Origin of the sequence: Streptomyces sp. NBC_00690 (genome assembly GCF_036226685.1) — a bacterium.
Classification (GTDB): Bacteria; Actinomycetota; Actinomycetes; order Streptomycetales; family Streptomycetaceae; genus Streptomyces.
In genome coordinates this window covers 1,185,914-1,203,972 of the sequence record NZ_CP109009.1, presented here as the reverse complement: position 1 = coordinate 1,203,972, position 18,059 = coordinate 1,185,914, and the positions used below count along the sequence as shown (strand labels likewise).

The 18,059-nt window shown below is 68.5% G+C and carries 14 protein-coding genes and 1 riboswitch; of the genes, 8 read left to right on the top strand and 6 right to left on the bottom strand.

The annotated features are described in order from the left end of the window. Positions 1 to 3: 3 nt before the first annotated feature. Together OID54_RS05275 and OID54_RS05270 are read right to left on the bottom strand one after the other, a co-directional pair. The gene (locus OID54_RS05275; protein ID WP_329014648.1) at positions 4 to 951 is read right to left on the bottom strand and encodes a hypothetical protein; all 948 of its coding nucleotides are present in this window, start codon (positions 949 to 951) and stop codon (positions 4 to 6) included. After that, complete coding sequence (locus OID54_RS05270; RefSeq protein WP_443055524.1) at positions 948 to 3,734, bottom strand: prenyltransferase/squalene oxidase repeat-containing protein; 2,787 nt, start codon at positions 3,732 to 3,734, stop codon at positions 948 to 950. The genes OID54_RS05275 and OID54_RS05270 overlap by 4 nt, the downstream gene beginning before the upstream one ends. Before the next feature lie 312 nt (positions 3,735 to 4,046). Further along, a riboswitch (cobalamin riboswitch) is annotated at positions 4,047 to 4,177 on the top strand. A 114-nt stretch (positions 4,178 to 4,291) separates the two neighbouring features. On the opposite strand from OID54_RS05270, the gene OID54_RS05265 reads away from it, so the two are divergent. Further along, entirely contained in the window at positions 4,292 to 5,704 is a 1,413-nt protein-coding gene (locus OID54_RS05265) for a hypothetical protein (protein WP_329014646.1), read from the top strand. Positions 5,705 to 5,888: 184 nt separating this feature from the next. Here OID54_RS05265 and OID54_RS05260 read toward each other — a convergent pair whose 3' ends face one another. Then, on the bottom strand, positions 5,889 to 6,737 hold the full coding sequence (locus OID54_RS05260) for a hypothetical protein (RefSeq protein ID WP_329014643.1): 849 nt from the start codon (positions 6,735 to 6,737) through the stop codon (positions 5,889 to 5,891). Positions 6,738 to 7,191: 454 nt separating this feature from the next. On the opposite strand from OID54_RS05260, the gene OID54_RS05255 reads away from it, so the two are divergent. The 3 genes from OID54_RS05255 to OID54_RS05245 all read left to right on the top strand — a co-directional run bounded on the left by OID54_RS05255 (position 7,192) and on the right by OID54_RS05245 (position 8,669). Continuing rightward, positions 7,192 to 7,875, top strand: a complete 684-nt coding sequence (locus OID54_RS05255) for an HAD family hydrolase (protein WP_329014640.1) — start codon at positions 7,192 to 7,194, stop codon at positions 7,873 to 7,875. Between the two features lie 133 nt (positions 7,876 to 8,008). Beyond that, positions 8,009 to 8,212 (top strand): helix-turn-helix domain-containing protein, encoded by a 204-nt coding sequence (locus OID54_RS05250; RefSeq protein ID WP_329014637.1) that lies wholly within the window; start codon positions 8,009 to 8,011, stop codon positions 8,210 to 8,212. A 4-nt stretch (positions 8,213 to 8,216) separates the two neighbouring features. Then, on the top strand, positions 8,217 to 8,669 hold the full coding sequence (locus tag OID54_RS05245; protein ID WP_329014634.1) for a Clp protease N-terminal domain-containing protein: 453 nt from the start codon (positions 8,217 to 8,219) through the stop codon (positions 8,667 to 8,669). Between the two features lie 117 nt (positions 8,670 to 8,786). On the opposite strand, the gene OID54_RS05240 is transcribed toward OID54_RS05245, so the two are convergent. After that, positions 8,787 to 9,044, bottom strand: coding sequence for a hypothetical protein (locus OID54_RS05240; protein ID WP_329014632.1), 258 nt, complete (start codon positions 9,042 to 9,044; stop codon positions 8,787 to 8,789). A gap of 291 nt (positions 9,045 to 9,335) precedes the next feature. Between OID54_RS05240 and OID54_RS05235 the strand changes: the two genes are divergently transcribed. Continuing rightward, complete coding sequence (locus OID54_RS05235) at positions 9,336 to 9,650, top strand: hypothetical protein (RefSeq protein ID WP_329014630.1); 315 nt, start codon at positions 9,336 to 9,338, stop codon at positions 9,648 to 9,650. Positions 9,651 to 9,823: 173 nt separating this feature from the next. Here the strand turns inward: OID54_RS05235 and OID54_RS05230 are convergent, their stop codons facing one another. Continuing rightward, on the bottom strand, positions 9,824 to 11,518 hold the full coding sequence (locus tag OID54_RS05230; protein ID WP_329014628.1) for a VanW family protein: 1,695 nt from the start codon (positions 11,516 to 11,518) through the stop codon (positions 9,824 to 9,826). A 531-nt stretch (positions 11,519 to 12,049) separates the two neighbouring features. Further along, entirely contained in the window at positions 12,050 to 12,751 is a 702-nt protein-coding gene (locus OID54_RS05225; RefSeq protein WP_329014625.1) for a helix-turn-helix domain-containing protein, read from the bottom strand. A gap of 325 nt (positions 12,752 to 13,076) precedes the next feature. Here OID54_RS05225 and OID54_RS05220 point away from each other — a divergent pair, with 325 nt between their 5' ends. From OID54_RS05220 to OID54_RS05210, 3 genes are all read left to right on the top strand, one after another. Then, positions 13,077 to 14,444 carry an amidohydrolase family protein gene (locus tag OID54_RS05220; protein ID WP_329014622.1) on the top strand — a complete coding sequence of 456 codons (1,368 nt, stop codon included), beginning with the start codon at positions 13,077 to 13,079 and terminating at the stop codon, positions 14,442 to 14,444. Between the two features lie 236 nt (positions 14,445 to 14,680). After that, positions 14,681 to 16,261 (top strand): molybdopterin-dependent oxidoreductase, encoded by a 1,581-nt coding sequence (locus OID54_RS05215; RefSeq protein ID WP_329014619.1) that lies wholly within the window; start codon positions 14,681 to 14,683, stop codon positions 16,259 to 16,261. A gap of 563 nt (positions 16,262 to 16,824) precedes the next feature. Next, positions 16,825 to 17,784 carry an alpha/beta fold hydrolase gene (locus OID54_RS05210; protein WP_329014616.1) on the top strand — a complete coding sequence of 320 codons (960 nt, stop codon included), beginning with the start codon at positions 16,825 to 16,827 and terminating at the stop codon, positions 17,782 to 17,784. Positions 17,785 to 18,059 lie beyond the last annotated feature (275 nt).

The window sequence follows — 18,059 nt, the reverse complement described above, 5'->3', positions numbered from 1 at the left end:
GTCCTATTCGGCGCGGCGGCGCTTGGCCGCCACCACGGCCGCACCACCGATGAGGAGCACCAATGCGCCGCCGGCCACCACGGGGACGAAGGAGCCCGAGTCGTGCTCGGCGTCCGCGGCGGGGGCGGCGTCGACGACTCGCGCACTGTCCGAGACCGAGAGCGCCCCGGACGGTTCGGACGGCTCGGGCGACGAAGGCGACGGAGCGCTCGAAGTCAGGCTCGGGACGGCGCTCGCGGGAGCGGAGGGCACCGGGGACGGGGGGAGAGTCGGCGGGAGCGTCTTCCTGGTCGGCGCGGGTGCGGGGCGCGTCCGGGCAGGGGCGGGCCCGGTGTCGGTGCCCGGTGGCAGTGGACTCGCTTTCCGGGTGGGTTGTGACCCGCCAGGCTTGCCGCTCCCGGTCGGCCTGGTGTTGTGTGCGCGCAGTTGGTCGGGGGTGACGGTCGGGCGCCCCCGGGTGCCTTCGATGTCGGTGCCGCCGAAGATCCATAGATCGACGCTGCCGGGCTTCGGCTTGTACAGCATGGCGCCGAGTTGGCTGTACTCCCAGGTGTTCTCGCCGGGGCCCGCGTGCCAGTACGACCAGTAGGCGGATGCGGGCGGGGTCAGGACGCAGTCGTCCTGGTCGGGAGTGGGGAACTGCTTGCCGCCCTGGTGCCCGCTGTACCCGATACGACAGATGAACGCCGGACCGTCGTGGCCGGTGCCGGTCGTGCGCCAGCCACCCTGGTTGAGCAGTTCGTACCCGGTCGTGGGTGTGCTGCCGCACGAACGGTAGATCGGGCCGCCCCACTTGCTGAAGTCCACGGCGAGGACCACACCGGAGGATGTGGTGCACGCTCCCATCGGCTGGGGTGCGGCTGACGCGGATCCCGGTGTCGCACCGAGGACGATGAATGCCGTCGCCAGCGCGGTCACCGCACGCGTCGCACGGGCCATGCGTCCTGTCATGACCGCCTCCCCGGCCAAGTGCCGCGGCGGCTGCGGAACACGATGAACAGTGAGAGCCCGGCGACGGCGAGTGCGGCGGCTGCGGTCCCAAGCACGGAGGCCGGGAAGCCGGTGGCGGCCAGATCTCCACCCGGGCCGGCCGAACCACCCGTGACGGAGCCACCGCCACCGCCGCTGCCGGTCCCGCCGATGTCGCCAGGTGTGACGATCTGCGGTACGGAGGGGCCGGGAGACGGCGCGGGCGGCCCGCTGGGCTGCGGGCTCGTACCGGTCAGATCACGGATGAGCACGCCGAAGGAGATGCCGGTGGTGCCTCCGACCGCTTGGGTCGAGGCCCGTAGGTCGGAGCCGCGCTGGCCATCCTTCGCGACATCGAACCCGCCATCGGCGTTCTGTTGGGCCGCCAGGAACTTCCGGGCCTTGGCGATCTGCCGACCGTACTTCGACGAGTCCAGCGACAGCCCCTGGACGGCCAGTGCCGCCGAGTTCACCGAGTTCCCCGCGGCGCCGGGGAAGCCTCCGTCACCGAGTTGCCTCGTTGCGATCCAGGCGAGTGCCTTGCCGACGCTCGCGTCCGCCGGGGCGTCGCTGACGAGCGCCAGGGCCATGGCGGCGATGGCCGTGGAATCGACATCGGAGTCACCGGTCGCGGGGACCAGACTGGGAAAGGCGCCGGACGGGTGCTGAAGGCCCTTGAGATAGGTCACCGGCTCGGCCGCGGCTTCCTTCTCTCCGGCCCGGATCTGTGCGATGACCGCCAAGGAGTGGGCGAACACGGACGGGGCGTAGGTGTAGGCGCCCTTGGCGGCGCAGCCGCGGTCCGGGGCGGTGCTCGGCGCCGGGCACACGGCTTTCGCGAGACCCGCGATCAGGTCCTGGCCGCCGAAGTCTCGCGGATCGCGCCCGACTGCCTGGGCGAGCACGGCGGTCTTGCCGATGGATCCGCCCCCGGCGTACTTGGTGCCGATCCTGGTCCAGTCGTGCACGGTGCGGCCTTCGCCGTCCTTGCCGCCGAGGTCGAGGAAGTCCACGATCCCCCGCAGCTTGCCGTTGTTCAGGCCGGTCGCGGCGAGTGCGTAGGCCCCGTCGATGGTGAGGCCGAAGTCCGCTCGGGTCGATCCGCCGCCGATGCCGTAGTACCGGCCCTGCCGGAGGTTCGTCGCGCTGGTGAGATAGGCGACGCCTCTCTTCAGGTTCGGGCCGTCCCCGCTTCCGGAGCCCGGGGGAGTGGGCACCGGTGCTGTAGGAGTGGGCGTGGGTGGTGTGGTGGGTTCGGGCTTCTTCGTGGTGAGGTCCGCGAGGCTCGTGTCCTTGCCCGCGAGGGTGGCGATCGCGGTCGCGTACACCACCGAGTCGGTGGCGCCCTCCTCGAAACCGAAGCCCCCGTCTGGGAGTTGCTGCCGGGACAGCCAGGAGACCGCGGCGTCCGCACGCACCCGGTCGCCGAGGGCACGCAGCGCCTGGGACGCGTACGCCGTGGCGATCACACTGCCCGTGGTGGCGCCCGTGTAGCCGGGGAAGGCGCCGTTGGAGAACTGAGCCCTGCGCAGGTAGTCGCGGGCCTTGGTCACTGCCGTGCGCTGATCGCCCGCCTTGTGGAGGGCGAGGACGGCGAGACCCGTGGTGGCGGGGTCGCCGTCACAGTTCTCACCGGGGCCGATCAGGACGCTGCTGACACTGCCGTTCCGACATTGGAGCCGAGCCAGCCTGGTCACCGTGTCCACCGGGGGCCGGACGCCGCCGCGCAAGAGCGCCAGCACCCCGAGTGCCTGTCCATCGGTGTACGCCGCGTTGCGGAAGTCGCCCTTGGCGGTGCAGCCAGGTGTGTGGGTACCGGACTCCGGGCCGCTCACACAGACGTTGTCCACCAGATCGGCGAGCAGATCGTGTCCGCCGAAGTCATGGGGGTCCGCCTCCGCCACCGCTGCGACGAGGGCAAGGCGAGCAGCTGCCGTTGCGTCCGGCGGCTCGTTCCGACCCGCCGCATAGGCGTAGGCATCGGTGGCCGAGCCCAGGAAGGCGATCGTCCTGTCCAGGGTTGCACTCTTGCCGTCCGCAGCGGCGAGGGCGAAGGCGGCCTCGGTGGTGAGGAAGTGGTTGGGCGTTTCGGAGCCGTCATCCACCACTCGCTCGCCGTCCGTCAGCTTCCCCCGCACCCATGCGGCGGCCTTGGCTATCTTCACCTCGGCCGGTGGCACGTTGGGTACTTCGGGATCGGGCCCGGGAGTGCCGCCTCCTGCTCTCACTTCGTCAGGGGTGAACGTCGGTCGTCCCGTGCTGCCACCGATGTCGGTGCCGCCGAAGACCCAGGCGTCCACGTCCCCCGGCCGGGGCCTGCGGTCCATCGCGCCGTACTGGCTGTACGACCAGTCGTCGTCACCCGCTGCGGCGACCCAGTAGGACCAGTACGCGGTCGCTTGTGGCGTGAGGACGCAGTCCTCCACGTCCGGAGTCGGGTACTGCGTACCGGAGTTGAACGATCCATGGCCGATGCGACAGATGAACGCCGGACCATCGTGGCCGGTTCCGGCCGTACTGAAACCGGCCTCGTGCAGCAGTTCGTAGCCGGTGGTGGGAGTGGCATCGCAGCCCCGTTCCACCGCCCCGCCGAAGGGCCCGAAGTCCACGGCGACCACGGCACCGGCACTCGCGGTGCACTGCGCCATTGGGTCTGCCGCGACCGCGGGGGCGTTGACGAAGGCGACACCGGTGCCGCCGAGAAGAAACACCGCCGACAGCAGCGCCACCAGCGCTGTCCGCCTTCTCCGTCCGACTCTGCCCACCACGGCTCCTCACATCAGCCGTGCGACGGCCGTGGTTGAGGGGCCGCTCCCCGAAGTCATCGCAGGTGGGAAGCGCCTGTCGACCACGCCGTAGTCCGCGACGGCGCTTCTCGCTGAAAAACTGTTGCTCCAGGCATTCCGACTCGCCCGGCTCCGGCCGGGCCTACGGTTGCGGGTCAGTGCCGGATTTCGACCGGCTTTCCCTGAAGTGCAGTGCGTATCAGGCGGATTGGAACATGCAGATAAAGACAGCGTCAAGGTGACCTGAATCGCCACCGGGTGATTCCCGGCCACCGTCGTGGCCGATCTGGTGCACTCGCCACCGCTCGGGTAGCGTCCAGGGCTGCCACATGGGGGAATCCGGTGTGAATCCGGAGCTGACGCGCAGCGGTGTGGGACGGCAAGGACCGTTCCGAGCCCGAATGCCCATGCGGTGCAGCAGCGCTCGAAGCCGTACCACGCGATTGGACGACGGCCCGAACTCGCCCCGGCCGCACCAGTTTTCCCGCGGCCCTGCGCGCCCGGCGTCGGCGTCCCTGTCACCACAGGAGCAGGCCATGCACCGTCCCTCGACCTCCCGCCGCCTCGCCTTGGCGGTGCCCGTAGCCATCGGGCTCATCGCCCTGACCGTGCCGCTTGCGGCAGCGACCTCCACACCGGCCCAGATCGCCACCTCCAAGACCAACGGCGTCGCCTACCTCAAGTCCCTCCAGGCGGCGGACGGTTCGTACGCGGGCTCCGGGCTCTCCAACGAGTGGGCGTTCAGCGCCTTCGCCGCGGCCGGTACGGCGGTCGTGGACGTGACACCCGGTGGCGATGTGACGAAGAACGCCCGAACCGTCTATCGGAACCTGCTGGCGACCGCTGGTTGGCCCGCGGCCTCACCCGTCGTCACCGACTACGAGCGGGGCACGCTGAACGCCTACGCGGCGGGCATCGACCCCGCCCGGGTGTCCGCCTCCCGCAATCTGATCGCCGATGTCTACGGCTACTGGCAAACCGCCGAAGCCGGCTACTTCGGACCCTCGGCCAACTACAACGGCACCGTCTTCGCCGCGCTCGCGCTCGCCGGTGCAAAGACCCAGACGGGTACTCAGCGCGTGCCCCAAGCACTCCTGGACAAGGTGACCACCCGCATCCGGGCCAACCAACACAACGACGGCGGTTGGGACTACCAGAAGGCCGAGGGCAACCCCACCCGTCTCAGCGCCGCCAGTGATGTCGATATGACCGGCGCCTCGATGGCGGCCCTGTGTGCGTCCGGAGTCCCGAACACGGACACCGACATCGTCCAGGCCAGAACCTTCCTCAAGAACAAACTGGTCCCCGCGACCGGCGCGTTCAACGCGATGTACGGGATCAACACCAACTCCAACGGATGGGCGGTCGCCGGACTCAACGCCTGTGGCATCAACGCCCAGACGGGCGACTTCCTCACCTCCATGGGCAAGACCCCCATCGACTTCCTCATCGCCCAGCAGTACAACCCGGCCGGCGGTTTCAAGTACAAGCCCAGCGACACCGCGCCCTCCGCCTACGCCTCCATCGACGCACTCCGGGCCGTCGCGGGCGGCGGCTTCACCACCGCTCCGCCCACCCCCGTCACTCCCGGCGCGCCGAAGTGGGTCGCCGAGAGCGCCTTCACCCCCGGCACCGCCACCGAACTCGCCCTCAGCGTGGACGACGGCGCAGGCGGTCTCAAGGTCTGTTCGGTCGCCTTCACCCCCACCGCAGGTACGAGCACGCTCTCAGACGTGCTGAACGCGGCGGCCTCGGCCGCCACGCCGGCCGGTTGCGTGACCTCCGTGACACCGGCGTCGGGCTCCGGCACCATCACCGAGATCAACGGCAAGTCCAACAGCGGATCCAACACCTGGAAGGTCAGCGTCGATGGCTCCGCCTTCGCCTCTGCCACCCGGGGCAAGGCGGTCAACATCGGGGACACCATCGCCCTGCGCTGGGGAGTCTGATCCCGGCCGGGCGAGCGGCGCCCGCTCGCCCGGCCCTCCGCCTACTTATGAGAGACAGGGGGCGGCGGACCCGGACGCTCCGCGGTGATGTCAGCCTTCGGGTTCCGGACCGTTGGGAGACAGGCATGGCCCGTGCGTGACCGATGCGGTCCGTCGGTCATCGGCAGCCCGGGTGCCGTGGCGGTCAGCGGCAGGCATCGGTCAACCAGGCCGCACGCGCGAGATCGAGACCGCCACGCCAGGCGGCGAGCGGAAGAGTGATGTCCGAGCGCGGAGCACCGCGCAGCCGGCGATGGGCGTCATGCACCTCGGCTCGCGACACGAACCGGTCGAAGGAGGGCGGGAGCAGCGGGTTGGTCAGCACCCCGAGTTCTGCCAACCCGATCAGCACGCCGTAGCGCCGGTACTTGTCCGTGCGCACCAGCAGACCGGCCCTGGCGACGGCCTTCTCCAACTGCCCCGGCGTCGTGCCCTGCGGCTGTTCCGCCACGAGCGCGAGCAGCGCGCGCAACACGTCGACGTCCCTGTCGGTCGCCTCAGGCAGCCCATGGGTCGCTGCGGCCTCCAGATCGGGGAGGAAGTGCACCGGGACTTCGTTCCAGGACCATCCGCAGGCGATGCGCACCAGTGTCTCGGTGACATCGATCTGCTCGATCTCGTCGAGTCCGCAGTCGGGGACGGTGCCCTTCTCGATCGGTGCCCCGGCGAGATGGCGAGCCCACGCGTACGAGATCAGGATCTGTCTGCCGCGCGGTGAACTTCCACCGATACCGGCGACGAAGGCCGAGAGCACTGCGTCGGGATGCAGCACCTGTGCTGCCCGAACCGCGCGATCAACGATTGCACCGGCCGTCCACTCCTCCTTCGCTGCGATGGTCCAGCCGAATTGATGCGCCTGTGCCCGATCGTCCTCGCTCGGGGGCAGAGCAGATCCGGTCGCGATGCCGTTGCGATTGAAGCGGTAGCCCGTGCAGCGCATGAGGAGCAGCAACTCGTCGCCTTGGGGAACGTGTCTCGATATACCCGACGCCATGGCAGCACAATATCCGGCTCGTGGTTCTCCTGAATCGCCACTCCCCGATGGCGGAGTCAACGTGGGTGGCAGTCATTCCCTGCACGGTCGCCCGGTGGAGTGGCGACGTGTTCTCCCGTGGTCGGGGGCAGCTCAAGGGACTCGTTCCCGCACGCCTCGATGCGGTTGGTGTCGCTGAGATTCTGCCCAGCCGCACATAGAGCATCTAATACGGTTAACCCTGGCGATATTGACGCTGCCCGCCAATGCAATTAACTTGACTGGAAGTTAGCTGTACTCACCACCCGCGCCGCTCTCATTGAGTCAGATGCCTACCCAAGCGGAGCATCTCGGCGCCAGGGTCATGCGTTACGCATCCTGCGACTCAAGCATTCTTCTGTCTGCTTGCAGACCCCCGGGCGACGTTTCACTTCTGGAATTGTCGTGCCTGCCCCCGCAAGGAAGAGGAAAATGCATGTCGGAAATCTTTCCGTGGACACCCGCGGCCATCGTGTTCGACTGCGACGGCACGCTCATGGACAGTGAGCGCCACTGGCAACTGGCGCGGGATCAAGTCCTCCAACAGTTTGACATCGTTGTCAGCGATGAGTTCGCCGAGCTGACCAAGGGTGTCCACTACGTCGAATGCGGCCAGCTCATGGCTGCCGAGATCCACCGCCCCGACCTCACCGAGGAGGTGACGGAGCAGCTCCTCGACACCTTTCGGGCGCTGGTCGCCGAGGCTCCCGCCACCACTCCGGGGGCCGCGGAACTGGTTGCCCGCGCAGCCGAGTTCGCACCGCTCGCTGTTGCCAGCAACTGCCCCCGCGATGTGGTGCAGGACGGCTTGGAGGCGGCCGGTCTGCTGCGCCACTTCTCACACGTGGTCGTACCCGAGGAGCGTCTGCGACCCAAGCCGTTCCCCGATGTCTACCTCAACGCCGTCGCGGCTTGCCAGGCCGAGCCCTCCGACTCGCTGGCGGTGGAGGACTCCCTGTGCGGGATCAGATCGGCCGTACGTGCCGGGTTGAGAGTCCTGGGGGTCGGCCCCCTCCCTGACCGTGAGAGCCTCGCGATGGTGGACCACTGGGTGTCCGCGCTCGACGATCGTCCGCTGACTAACTGGATGGCCAACCGGGCACTGTCCAGGGCAAGTTGAAGGTCGGAGAGTAAGGCGCTCCACGGTCCGACCCCATAAGGGTACGCGCGTCTCGAACCGCGTGGACGCCCCGTATCGAGAGATCTGTCAGTCTGGATTGACAAGGTAGGGCTGTCAATCCAGACTGACGGCTGTGGAACAAGAGGAGCTCGCACACACCCTGGGATCACACGACCCCGCAGTCGGACTGCGTGCCGTGGGCGCGCTGCACCGCCTGGCCGAGCAGGTCGAGGCCGCGGCAGTGACGCGCGCAAGACAGCAGGGATGGTCCTGGGAACAGATCGGGGACGCCCTGGGCGTGTCCCGCCAGTCCGTTCACTCCAAGTACGGAAGGTGAGCCGATGTTCGAACAGTTCTCTCAGGAGGCCCGGGCCGCCGTCAGCGCCGCGCATGAGGAAGCTCGGATGCGCGGCGATCGCCGACTCGGCACCGAGCACCTCTTCCTCGGGGTCCTGCCCGCCGAAGGCGCGGCCCGAGCGGTCGGGGTCGACCTGGCAACCGCTCGTGCGACCCTGGGAGCCCTGGACCTGGCCGCGCTCGCCGTGGTCGGCATCGACGCCCGAGACGTCGAAAGGGTTGCGATCCCGGCCTCGCGCAAGCGCACTCCGTTCACCTCTGGTGCGCGTACGGTCGTCAAACGCACGGTCATCGAGGCGAGGAAGGCCGGTAGCCGTCGTATCGAGGCGGAACATCTGCTGCTGGCGATCCTGTCCTGCGAACCCCCCGATCCCGCTGCGGAGTTGGTGGCGGCGCTGCACATCGACCGTGCGGAGGTTCGCGACCGTCTGCGATGAGGCCACCGGCTCAGTGACGGACAGGCGAGAATCCGTGGTCGGCCCACCGAAGGGGCAACCACGGTGGTTCCGTCGTGCGGTAGCCCTCCGGTACTCGGACGAGGAAGCGCCGGATCGTCAGCGGTTGCCCGGTGTGTGCAGCGGAGACTTGCACCGTCGCAGCGCTCTTCTGCCGCAACCCCGCCATGCAGCGGGGGAGTGGCGCACCCGCTGACTGCCGCTGGTCACCAACGCGTTCACCGAGGTCATGGGGTCACCCGCGACCACCTTCGCCAACAGAACGCCGACCAGCAGCGGCAAGAGTGCCGAGGCCAGGGCGGTGCCGGCCGTGGTGACGTGTTCGACGCGGGGGTGTCGCGGGGCGTTGGGAACCATGGTCCCCATTCGACAGCGGCCCCGCCTGCTGGACATCGGGCGACGTACTCAGGTCGAACGTCCTTGCGTACTCATGCGGTGACGGGCCCGCCGACGGACCCTGGACGGAACACCGGCTCCGCGGCCACGCGCCGATGAGGCACCCCCGGGGGCGGAGCGGTTCCTGCGTGGGATGCGTCTGTGCTGGTGTCGGGGTGGCCCGGCCGGTGGGGACGGTCGGGCCGTGCTCAGCTCGATCGAGCGGCACCACGGGTGGGGTCCACGGCGGAAGACGGTTCGGGGAGGCGACGGGTGGACGGGCGAGAAGGGGCGGGTACGGACGCGGACGGCCGTTGGCGGTGTGGGTCGCCCGCGACGGTGGGCAGCGCAGTGCTGCTCGTCCTCGCCAACCTCTTGACGGTGTATCTGATGTATCCGGCCTTCACCGCGTCGGCCGAGGGTCCCTCGGTCGGCATTCCGCTGATCATCGCGTTCCATCTCGCCCTCGGGACGGATTGGTTGACGAGCGCCCTGGCCCGCGCACAGCTGGTGACGATGTGGTGGTGCGTCCCGCCGAGCCTGCTCGCCCTTGCGGCCCTGGGACGCATGAGCGCCTTCATCAACTGAAAACCCCGGAGGGCTGACGCCTTCCATGTGTCGGCGGTCCGATGGGATGTACGCGGCTGAGATCCGGCAACGGACGGACCGCCGATCGACGGCTGGGGCGAGAACGTCCGTGACCCGGCAGGCAAGGGCCTATCGGGTCACGGACGTAAGGACGAGGGAGTCGGGGCTGCTGCTCAGGTCTCGCAGGTGACCTTGTCGCGAGGGGTGTAGCGGGTGTGGAAGGGCTCCCGCTTCACTTCTTCGCCGTTGTTGCGGAAGATGCGCTCGACCGTGACATCGAAGCCCTCCAGCGGCGTCTGCGGCTGGCAGTCCTTCTTGGCTCCGGGACGAGTGCCGGGCTCCTGCACGTTCTTCCGGGGCCCCTTGCTCGCTTCCACCGAGTCGTACTTCTTGGTGCCGAGGAAGGTGACGGTCACCGAGGTGTCGGTGGACTCGGCCATGATGTAGATGGAGTTGCCGGAGTCGTTGGCGAACTTCAGGTCGAGGCTGCCCCAGGCCACCGTTGCCTCGCGCCCCTCCGGGTACCGCTCGATGTAGAAGGAGTGGGCGCCGTACTCGACGGGCTTCACGCCGGAAAAGAAGATGGCGTTGAAGACCGCGGTGGCCACGGTCGAGACACCGCCTCCGGCAGCCTTGGTGTACTTGTCGTTGAGGATGATGATCCCGTCGACGAAGCCGTTCTCCTTGGTGCGTTCCCCGACCGTCCGGTTGAAGCTCCAGGTTTCCTGCGGTTTGACCAGCGACCCGTTGATGAGCTCCGCGGCCCGGCCGATGTTCTTGGTGCGGTACTCGGCCTTCTCGAACGTGGCCGTGAACGAGGAGAGCTTCTCGGTGACGCCCATCGCCGCGATGCTCTCCCGGGTGAGCTTGGGCTGGCTCTTCTTGGTGACCACTTCGCCTGTGCGGGCGGTGCCCGACTTGGTGAGCAGGGGCATCACCGTGTTCTTGAGCGAGGCGGCGGTGACCTCCTGGCCGGGCTTGCCGTCGGCCACTATCTCGACCTGCTCGCCGTTCAACCGGATCTTGGCGTCGGTGGCCTCGTTGGTGGCATCGGATATCTCGGAGGCCACAGCGGGGTCCTTGTAGAGGCCCTTGCCATCGAGCTTCGGCAGTAGACGGCCCTTGCTGTCGGGGCTCATGTCCAGGTGCTTGCCGAGGACCTTCGGGGAGATGGTGATCCGTTCGCCGCCCGCGGTGAGGGTGATGGGTGCGGACATCGCAGGTTCTGCGAACTCGCGCAGGGCGCGATTCGTCTCGGCCGCGCCGATGCGCGGTGCCGTTTTGTGCACGGGAAGGTCGACCGGGCGGGGCTGCGCGGCGAGGAAAGAGGGGCGCAGTGCGTCGACGGAGGCGTCGAGGTTCAGCCGCTGTCCGTCGAGCGGTCGGGTCTGGCGGGGCTCTCCTGCGGCGAAGGTGATCGCGCCGTCGCGGGCCTTGCGATCGTGTTCCCGCGCCAGTTCCCCGAGGGCGGCCCGTGCCTTGTCCTCGTCGAGGTGGACCACCGGCTCGATCGTGCTGCCGTCGGAGGAGAAGAGGCTGCCGATCACGCTGATCGGGTCGTTTCCGGGACGGACCGCTTTGTCGACGGTCTCCCCGGCGTCGAAGCGGAATCCTGCTGTGCGCGGATCGAGGGAGTCCGTCCGGGTGCCGATCTTCACGGCCAGCGGGGTCGTCGCGCCATCTCCCAGTTCGCGGTCCAGGACCTCCCGGGCCTGCGACTGGCTCATGCCCCCGATGTTCACCCCGCGCACCGCGGTCCCCTCGGGTATCTCATCCGCGGTGAGGAACAACCCGGAGAGATAGAGGGCGCCCACACCGACGGCCAGGGCGCCACCCGTCGCAGCGGCGGGGTGTATTCGGCGGCGCATGAGGCTCCCAGCAGATGGCTGACACGGGTCCGACCGGGCAAGGCCCGGTCGGTGGGGCAAGTCCCTTGACGCTACCAAGGTACATACAAGGTGAAAACAACCAGAAACTGCCCTCTGGGTGGCTGATCCTTGTTGGCGGAGCAGGGAGTGAGGGGCTCGGTACGCAGGGTGGGTTCGGATGTCCGCTGTGGGGCGACGTCTGTCGAGGCATGGGCGTTCCCGGCGGGCGAGAGCTTCTGTGTGATTGCCGATTCTGAGTGACCACTCCACTACGGACGGTCAGTTCGGGTGATGCGTGAGACGTCGGGACCGCAGGGGCGCGCTCGATGGCTGCCCCACCGGCCGGCCCCAGGGGCTCCCTGGCGGCGTTGTGGGCGCTGGTGTATCGACCAGGGCGCCCCGGTCGATACACCAGCGCCCACGGGCGTACCGGAGCTCGGGGCCTGAGTGGTGGGTGTGAGATCCCGGCGCCGACCTGGCAGGTCATCGCCGTACCGGAGCGTTGGCGTGCCACCGGTCGTGTCCCGCGCTTCAGGACGTTCGGGTCCCGTGGACCACGAACCAGATGGCTCGGGCGGTCGTCGTGCCGGCGTTGCGGAACACATGCGGTGTGAGCGAGTCGAAGGCGATGGAATCCCCTTGCCTGAGCACGTACTCCTCGTCCCCGGTGCGGATTGTCAACTCGCCGGCGGTCACGATGCCGTACTCGAAGCCCTCGTGCCCGCCCGAGTGGTCGTCCTCGTTGGATGAGCCGCCCGGTTCGTACACGATCTCCAGGAAGTCCACCTGGCTGTCGGAGATCGTGGTGAGACGCTCCCATCGGACGCCGTTGCCGAAGTCGATGCCGCGCCGGCTGTCCGCCCGCTGGATCTGGGCCTGGTAGGACGGGGGGAGCAGTTGGAGGGAGCGGAATCCGCCGGTCGGCGCGGCGCCCGGGGCTGTAGCCGCTCCCGATGTGCCCTGCTCCGTTGTGGATCCCTCCCGGCTCGGCGACGGCTCCGGTTGCAACAGAAAGTCCGTGGACACGTTCAGCTCGTTGGCGAGCCGATAGAGGATGCCCACTGATGGGGCTGTCTTGCCCAGCTCGATCTGTGACAACAGGCTGGCGGAGCAGCCGATCCGACGCGCCAGTCCGCGCACCGACTCTCCGCTGTCGAGGCGTACGGCGCGAAGCCGGGTGCCGAGCGTCGTGGCGGGGGACTCCTGAACCGGGTGCGCGGTCGTATCAGTCACGACTGTCAGTCTAGGCGCTACGACGATTCGTGCAGCCTGACTGGACACCCTGGGGTGGGTGCTGAGAGTTCGATCTATGGTTGATTACTGGCATATCAACCCATTGAGCTGGTCGATATCGAGGTGAAACGAGAGCCTTTTTACGGAAGGCGCAAGTAAAGAGATGTTTTGCCTGACTATTAATGTGATGTCCACCCTGGGTGTCCATTCATGCTTGACACCCTGTTCGGCCGGTTCGTACGCTCACCGCGGGACGTGAGGCGCGCCACAACGAGCCCGCAGCGAGCCCACGACGGCGGTACAGGGCACGACAGAGGAGAACGTGGTGAACCGGACTCTCATTCAAAACGCCGACATCATCAGCGTCGATCCGAACATCGGGAATCTCGACGGTGCGGATCTGCTCATCGAGGGGACCAAGATCGCTGCGGTGGGTCGCGACCTCCCCACCGACGGAGCGCAGGTGGTGGACGGGCGTGGAGCGATCCTCATGCCGGGCATGGTCGACACCCATCGCCACCTCTGGCAGACGGTGCTCCGCAACATCGCGGCCGACTGGACCCTGAGCCAGTACTTCGCGGGTGTCCGGGTGCAACTCGGGGGGCACTTCCGTGCCGAAGACGTGTACGCCGGCAATCTCGCCGGTGCCTATGAGGCACTTAACGCCGGAGTGACGACGGTCCTCGACTGGTCGCACAACATGAACACCCCCGACCACGCGGACGCGGCGATTGAGGCGCTCAAGGAGACGCACGGCCGGTTCGTGATGTGCTACGGCAACGCCAACGACGAGTGGCTACCGGTGAGCGAGCTCGCGACCAACGCTGCCGACGCACGGCGGGTCAGGTCGCAACACTTCTCCAGCGATGACCAACTGGTCCAGATGGGCATGGCGCTGCGCGGGCCGCAGTACGCCACCCACGACGTCACCCGCGACGACTGGGCCCTCGCCCGGGAACTGGGCGTGCTCATCTCCGTACACGTCGGTGACGGTGCATGGGGACGCAATCGTCCGGTCGCCTGGCTCGCCGAGAATGGGTTGTTGGGCCCCGACGTGGTCTGTGCCCACTGCAACTCCCTCGCCGACGATGAGTTCCAGATCATGGCCGACTCCGGCTGCTCGGCCGCGATGACACCCGAGATCGAGATGCAGATGGGGCACGGCTGGCCCGCCACCAGACGACTCCTCGACGTGGGGATGGCGCCCTCCCTGGGCATCGACATCGCCACCTGCAACACCGGCCACCTCTTCCAGGTGATGCGTACCGTACTGCTGGTGGAGCGCGCCTTCGCCCACGCAGAGGCCGCCCAGCGGGGCGGCGTTCTGGAGGAGCAACTCCCCCTCAACACCAGTGACGCGATCGAGTTCGCCACCATCAACGGAGCCAAGGCGTTGCGTCTCGACCACCGGATCGGTTCGCTGACGCCCGGCAAGGACGCCGATGTCGTCCTGATGCGGGCGGACGGAATCGAGATGGCCCCCATGAACAACGCCGCAGGCGCGGTCGTGCTGGCCGGGCACCCCGGATTGGTCGACTCGGTGTGGGTCGCCGGCCGACGGGTGAAGGCGGACGGCAAACTGGTGGGCGTCGACGAGCGGAAAGTGGTCGGACTCGTCGACCGGTCCCGTGACTTCGTCCTCGCCCAGGCCGGCGTCGAGCCGGGCGGCCGGTTCCACCCTCCGGGCTACTGAGCGGGCTCGGCTCACGGCGCGCACAGGACGCGGGTGGTACGGCCCAACGCCCGTTGACAGCCGGCGCGCGCCGAGCGAGCCGTCGGAGCCCACGACCAGGTCCCCGCCCCGCCGTCCCGGGCGGGGACGCTCATACCCTCCGGCGAACCCCTCGTACCCTCCGAAGGGGACACGGAGTACCTCACGACGGCTGATCGATCCGGGAAGCGACCAATCCTGCCGGCGGTCGGTTCCGAATGCAGGATGTGACGACCAAACGAACAGCCCTCACGCGCGCTGCGTCGGCAGGAGTGAGCGGTCTACTGGCCGGCTTCGCCGCCCTCGCCGCGGCCGAACTGGTGGCGGCTGCCGTTCGGCCCGAAGCCGGACCCATCACCGCTGTCGGCGGTGCGGCCATCGATCTCACCCCCGCACCGGTCAAGGACTGGGCGATCCGCTCCTTCGGCACCAACGACAAACTGGTGCTGCAACTGGGCATCGTCAGCGTCCTGGTGCTGTTCGCGCTGGCGCTGGGACTGCTCGCCCTTCGGCACCGGAGGATCGGCGCGGCCGGTGTACTCGTCTTCGGCGTCGTCGGTACCGTGGCAGCCGTCAGCCGGCCCGATTCGCAGAGTTGGACCGACGCGCTGCCCTCGCTGATCGGGGCCCTCATCGGCTCCGCGGTCCTGTACCTCCTGATCGGGGCGCTCACCCCCGCACCGGTCGACGGTAGGGAACCCGACACCGGACGCGATCGGCGCGCCTTCTTGATCGCTGCTTCCGCCGCGGCCGTCGCATCGGCCGGCGTCGGGACGCTCGGCCGATCCCTCACGGCACGTCACGGCAAGGACGCGGTGGCTTCCCGTACGGCGGTACTGCTACCGCGGCCCGCCTCCGCTGCGGCGGCGATCCCGCCCGACGCGCAGCTGCGCGTCCCCGGGATGAAGCCCTTCACCACGCCCAACAAGGACTTCTACCGTGTCGACACCGCGCTGGTGGTGCCGAAGGTCGACGCCACCGCCTGGCGGTTGCGTATCCATGGCAAGGGCGTGCAAAGGCCGCTCACCCTCACCTTCCAGGAGCTCCTGAACCGTGAGTTGATCGAGCGCGACATCACCCTGACCTGTGTCTCTAACGAAGTCGGCGGGCCCTACGTCGGCAACGCCCGCTGGATCGGTGTGCGCCTCGCCGACCTGCTGCGCGAAGCAGGCGTCAAGCCGCCGTCGAGGGGCGGACGGGCGGACCAGCTGGTCGCACGGTCCGTCGATGGAATGACCCTCGGCACACCGGTCGATGCCGTGATGGACGGCAGGGACGCCATGCTCGCCCTCGGCATGAACGGCGAACCACTGCCGTTCGACCACGGCTTTCCCGTCCGTATGGTCGTGCCCGGACTCTACGGTTTCGTCTCCGCCTGCAAGTGGATCGAGGACATCGAACTCACCACGTTCGACGACTACGACCCCTATTGGGTGAAGCGGGGTTGGGCTCGCGAGGCACCCATCAAGACCCAGTCCCGCATCGACACCCCCAAACCCTTCGCCAGGCCCGGAGCGGGCACGGTCATGATCGCGGGGGTCGCCTGGGCCCAACACCGTGGCATCGACCGGGTGGAGGTCCGGGTGGACGACGGCCCTTGGCGGCGGGCGGACCTCGCTGCCCAGCACACCGTCGACACCTGGCGCCAGTGGTCCCTGCCGTGGAAGGCGACCTCCGGCAACCACACGCTTTCCGTGCGAGCGACGGACCGCGCGGGCGAGATCCAGACGGAGAAGCGGGCCAAGACCGTCCCCGACGGGGCCAGTGGCTGGCACACGGTGGTCGTCGAAGTCGAGTGAGGCATTCGCCGATGTCCCTCACCCTTCGAAGCCGCACCCGCTCCCAGCCCAGCCCATCGCCGGGAAGAGGCACACCCACGCGACGCCCGAGGAGTCCCCCTCACCACACTCGTCTCGGGCACCGGGGACTGGGACCCGAGCGGGCGCAGCGCACGGAGCCCCAAGGCGCTGGCCCTGCGGCCCGCGCCGTCCTTCGTACCGAACGAGCCCCGGAGCACCGCCCGAACCATCCACGCCTGGGGCGACCTGTCCGCCCGCGCACGGTGCCGGAGACGGGACCGTCCAGGAGTGCCCCCGTACGGGTGATTCCCACGGCCCGGGCAATCCGGACGCCGACCGGAGACGAACCCACCATGGTCGAAGGCGTTTGAGCGGACGCAACCGGCCCGGTCCGCCCTGGTGAGCCCATCGGGGAGCGCGTCAGGGCGGAGTCCGACGCCGTGGCAGCGAGGGCCGCCACGGCGTCGGACACCATTTCGCACCCTGAAAGGCAGTACCCCACGGCGGGGGACCGGCGTTGGACACCCGAACCACATCCCCAGACCCAGCCCTACGGAGTCCCTGTGCCTGCCATCGACAGCACCGCCACACTGGAGAGCGGCTCGCCGTCCCTCACCTGGCCCGCCGCCCTGGGAGAGAAGGTCAACGAGCGGGAGTTGACCTTCGCCGGCTTCCGCTACCTCTGTCGCACCGTACCCAGCAGCCGGCCGCGAACCGAACCCGTGCTGATCCTGGGCGGTTCGTCCCAGGACCGGTACTCCTGGGTGCGTCATGAAGCACGGCTCGCCGAGGTGGGCGAAGTGATCACCGTCGATCTGCCCGGCTACGGAACCGCGGACTTCCTGCCCGCCAGCTATGGAATCGACTTCCTCGCCGCGGCGGTCCGCCACCTCATCGACGAACTGCGCCTGCCCCGCGTCAATCTGATCGCGGCCTGCTACGGAGGTGCCGTAGGACTCCGCTTTGCCCAGCACTATCCGCATCTGCTGCGACGGCTGATGTTCGTCGGCATGACCCCCGCCATCCCCGAAGGCTACGCAGCCGCCATGCGCCGCTGGGACACCATGATCCAGCAGGGGCAGATCCAACCCATCGCACGGGAACTCGCGGACCACTTCATGTCCCCTCCGGGTACGGGGACCGTTCGACGACATGCCGCGATCGCCCGGCTCGTCTACCAGCAGATCGCAGGTCAAGACCCCCAGCAACTCGCCATGTCCGCCGAACACAACAGCCGTTTGATGCATCATGAATGGCTGCGCCCGGAGCCCGTACCGGTCGTGCCCACCCTCGTCGTCACTGGTGAGCACGACACCCTCACCACCCCCGCCATGGGCCGGGCCCTCGCAGCCGACCTGCCCGGCTCCCGGTTCCGCACCATCAAGGAGACCGACCACCTCGCCCCGCTGGAGCGCATCGCCGACTTCGCCGATCTGATGGCACGCTTCTGCACGGACGACCCCCTGGAGAGCCTGAGCTACCTCAATCCGCCCGAGCCGTGCGACATCCCCCTGCCGCGCTGACCGGTTCCCCGCCAGACCGGAATCGACCGCACGGGGGCGACCCGGGGAGCCCCGCTCCAGTTGGGCTCCCCCGTGGCCCCACCCGGCCCCGTTGGAACCAGGACCGGCCCTCCTTCGTGCACATGACCCCTCGCCGTGACCGCGTTCGACCGTACTGATCCGGGCCTTTCCGGGGACGACGGCACGGACCGGGCGATTGAGAAATGCTTCATCAGACGTTCGGACAATGTCGCGCCCGAGCGGACGCCGCAGACGCGATCCGCCGCCCAGGTGCG

Bases quoted from the DNA above. Each gene is read 5' to 3' on its own strand.
- OID54_RS05275 (WP_329014648.1), bottom strand. From the start codon at position 951: ATGACAGGACGCATGGCCCGTGCGACGCGTGCGGTGACCGCGCTGGCG.
- OID54_RS05265 (WP_329014646.1), top strand. From the start codon at position 4,292: ATGCACCGTCCCTCGACCTCCCGCCGCCTCGCCTTGGCGGTGCCCGTA.
- OID54_RS05260 (WP_329014643.1), bottom strand. From the start codon at position 6,737: ATGGCGTCGGGTATATCGAGACACGTTCCCCAAGGCGACGAGTTGCTG.
- OID54_RS05255 (WP_329014640.1), top strand. From the start codon at position 7,192: ATGTCGGAAATCTTTCCGTGGACACCCGCGGCCATCGTGTTCGACTGC.
- OID54_RS05245 (WP_329014634.1), top strand. From the start codon at position 8,217: ATGTTCGAACAGTTCTCTCAGGAGGCCCGGGCCGCCGTCAGCGCCGCG.
- OID54_RS05240 (WP_329014632.1), bottom strand. From the start codon at position 9,044: ATGGTTCCCAACGCCCCGCGACACCCCCGCGTCGAACACGTCACCACG.
- OID54_RS05230 (WP_329014628.1), bottom strand. From the start codon at position 11,518: ATGCGCCGCCGAATACACCCCGCCGCTGCGACGGGTGGCGCCCTGGCC.
- OID54_RS05215 (WP_329014619.1), top strand. From the start codon at position 14,681: ATGCAGGATGTGACGACCAAACGAACAGCCCTCACGCGCGCTGCGTCG.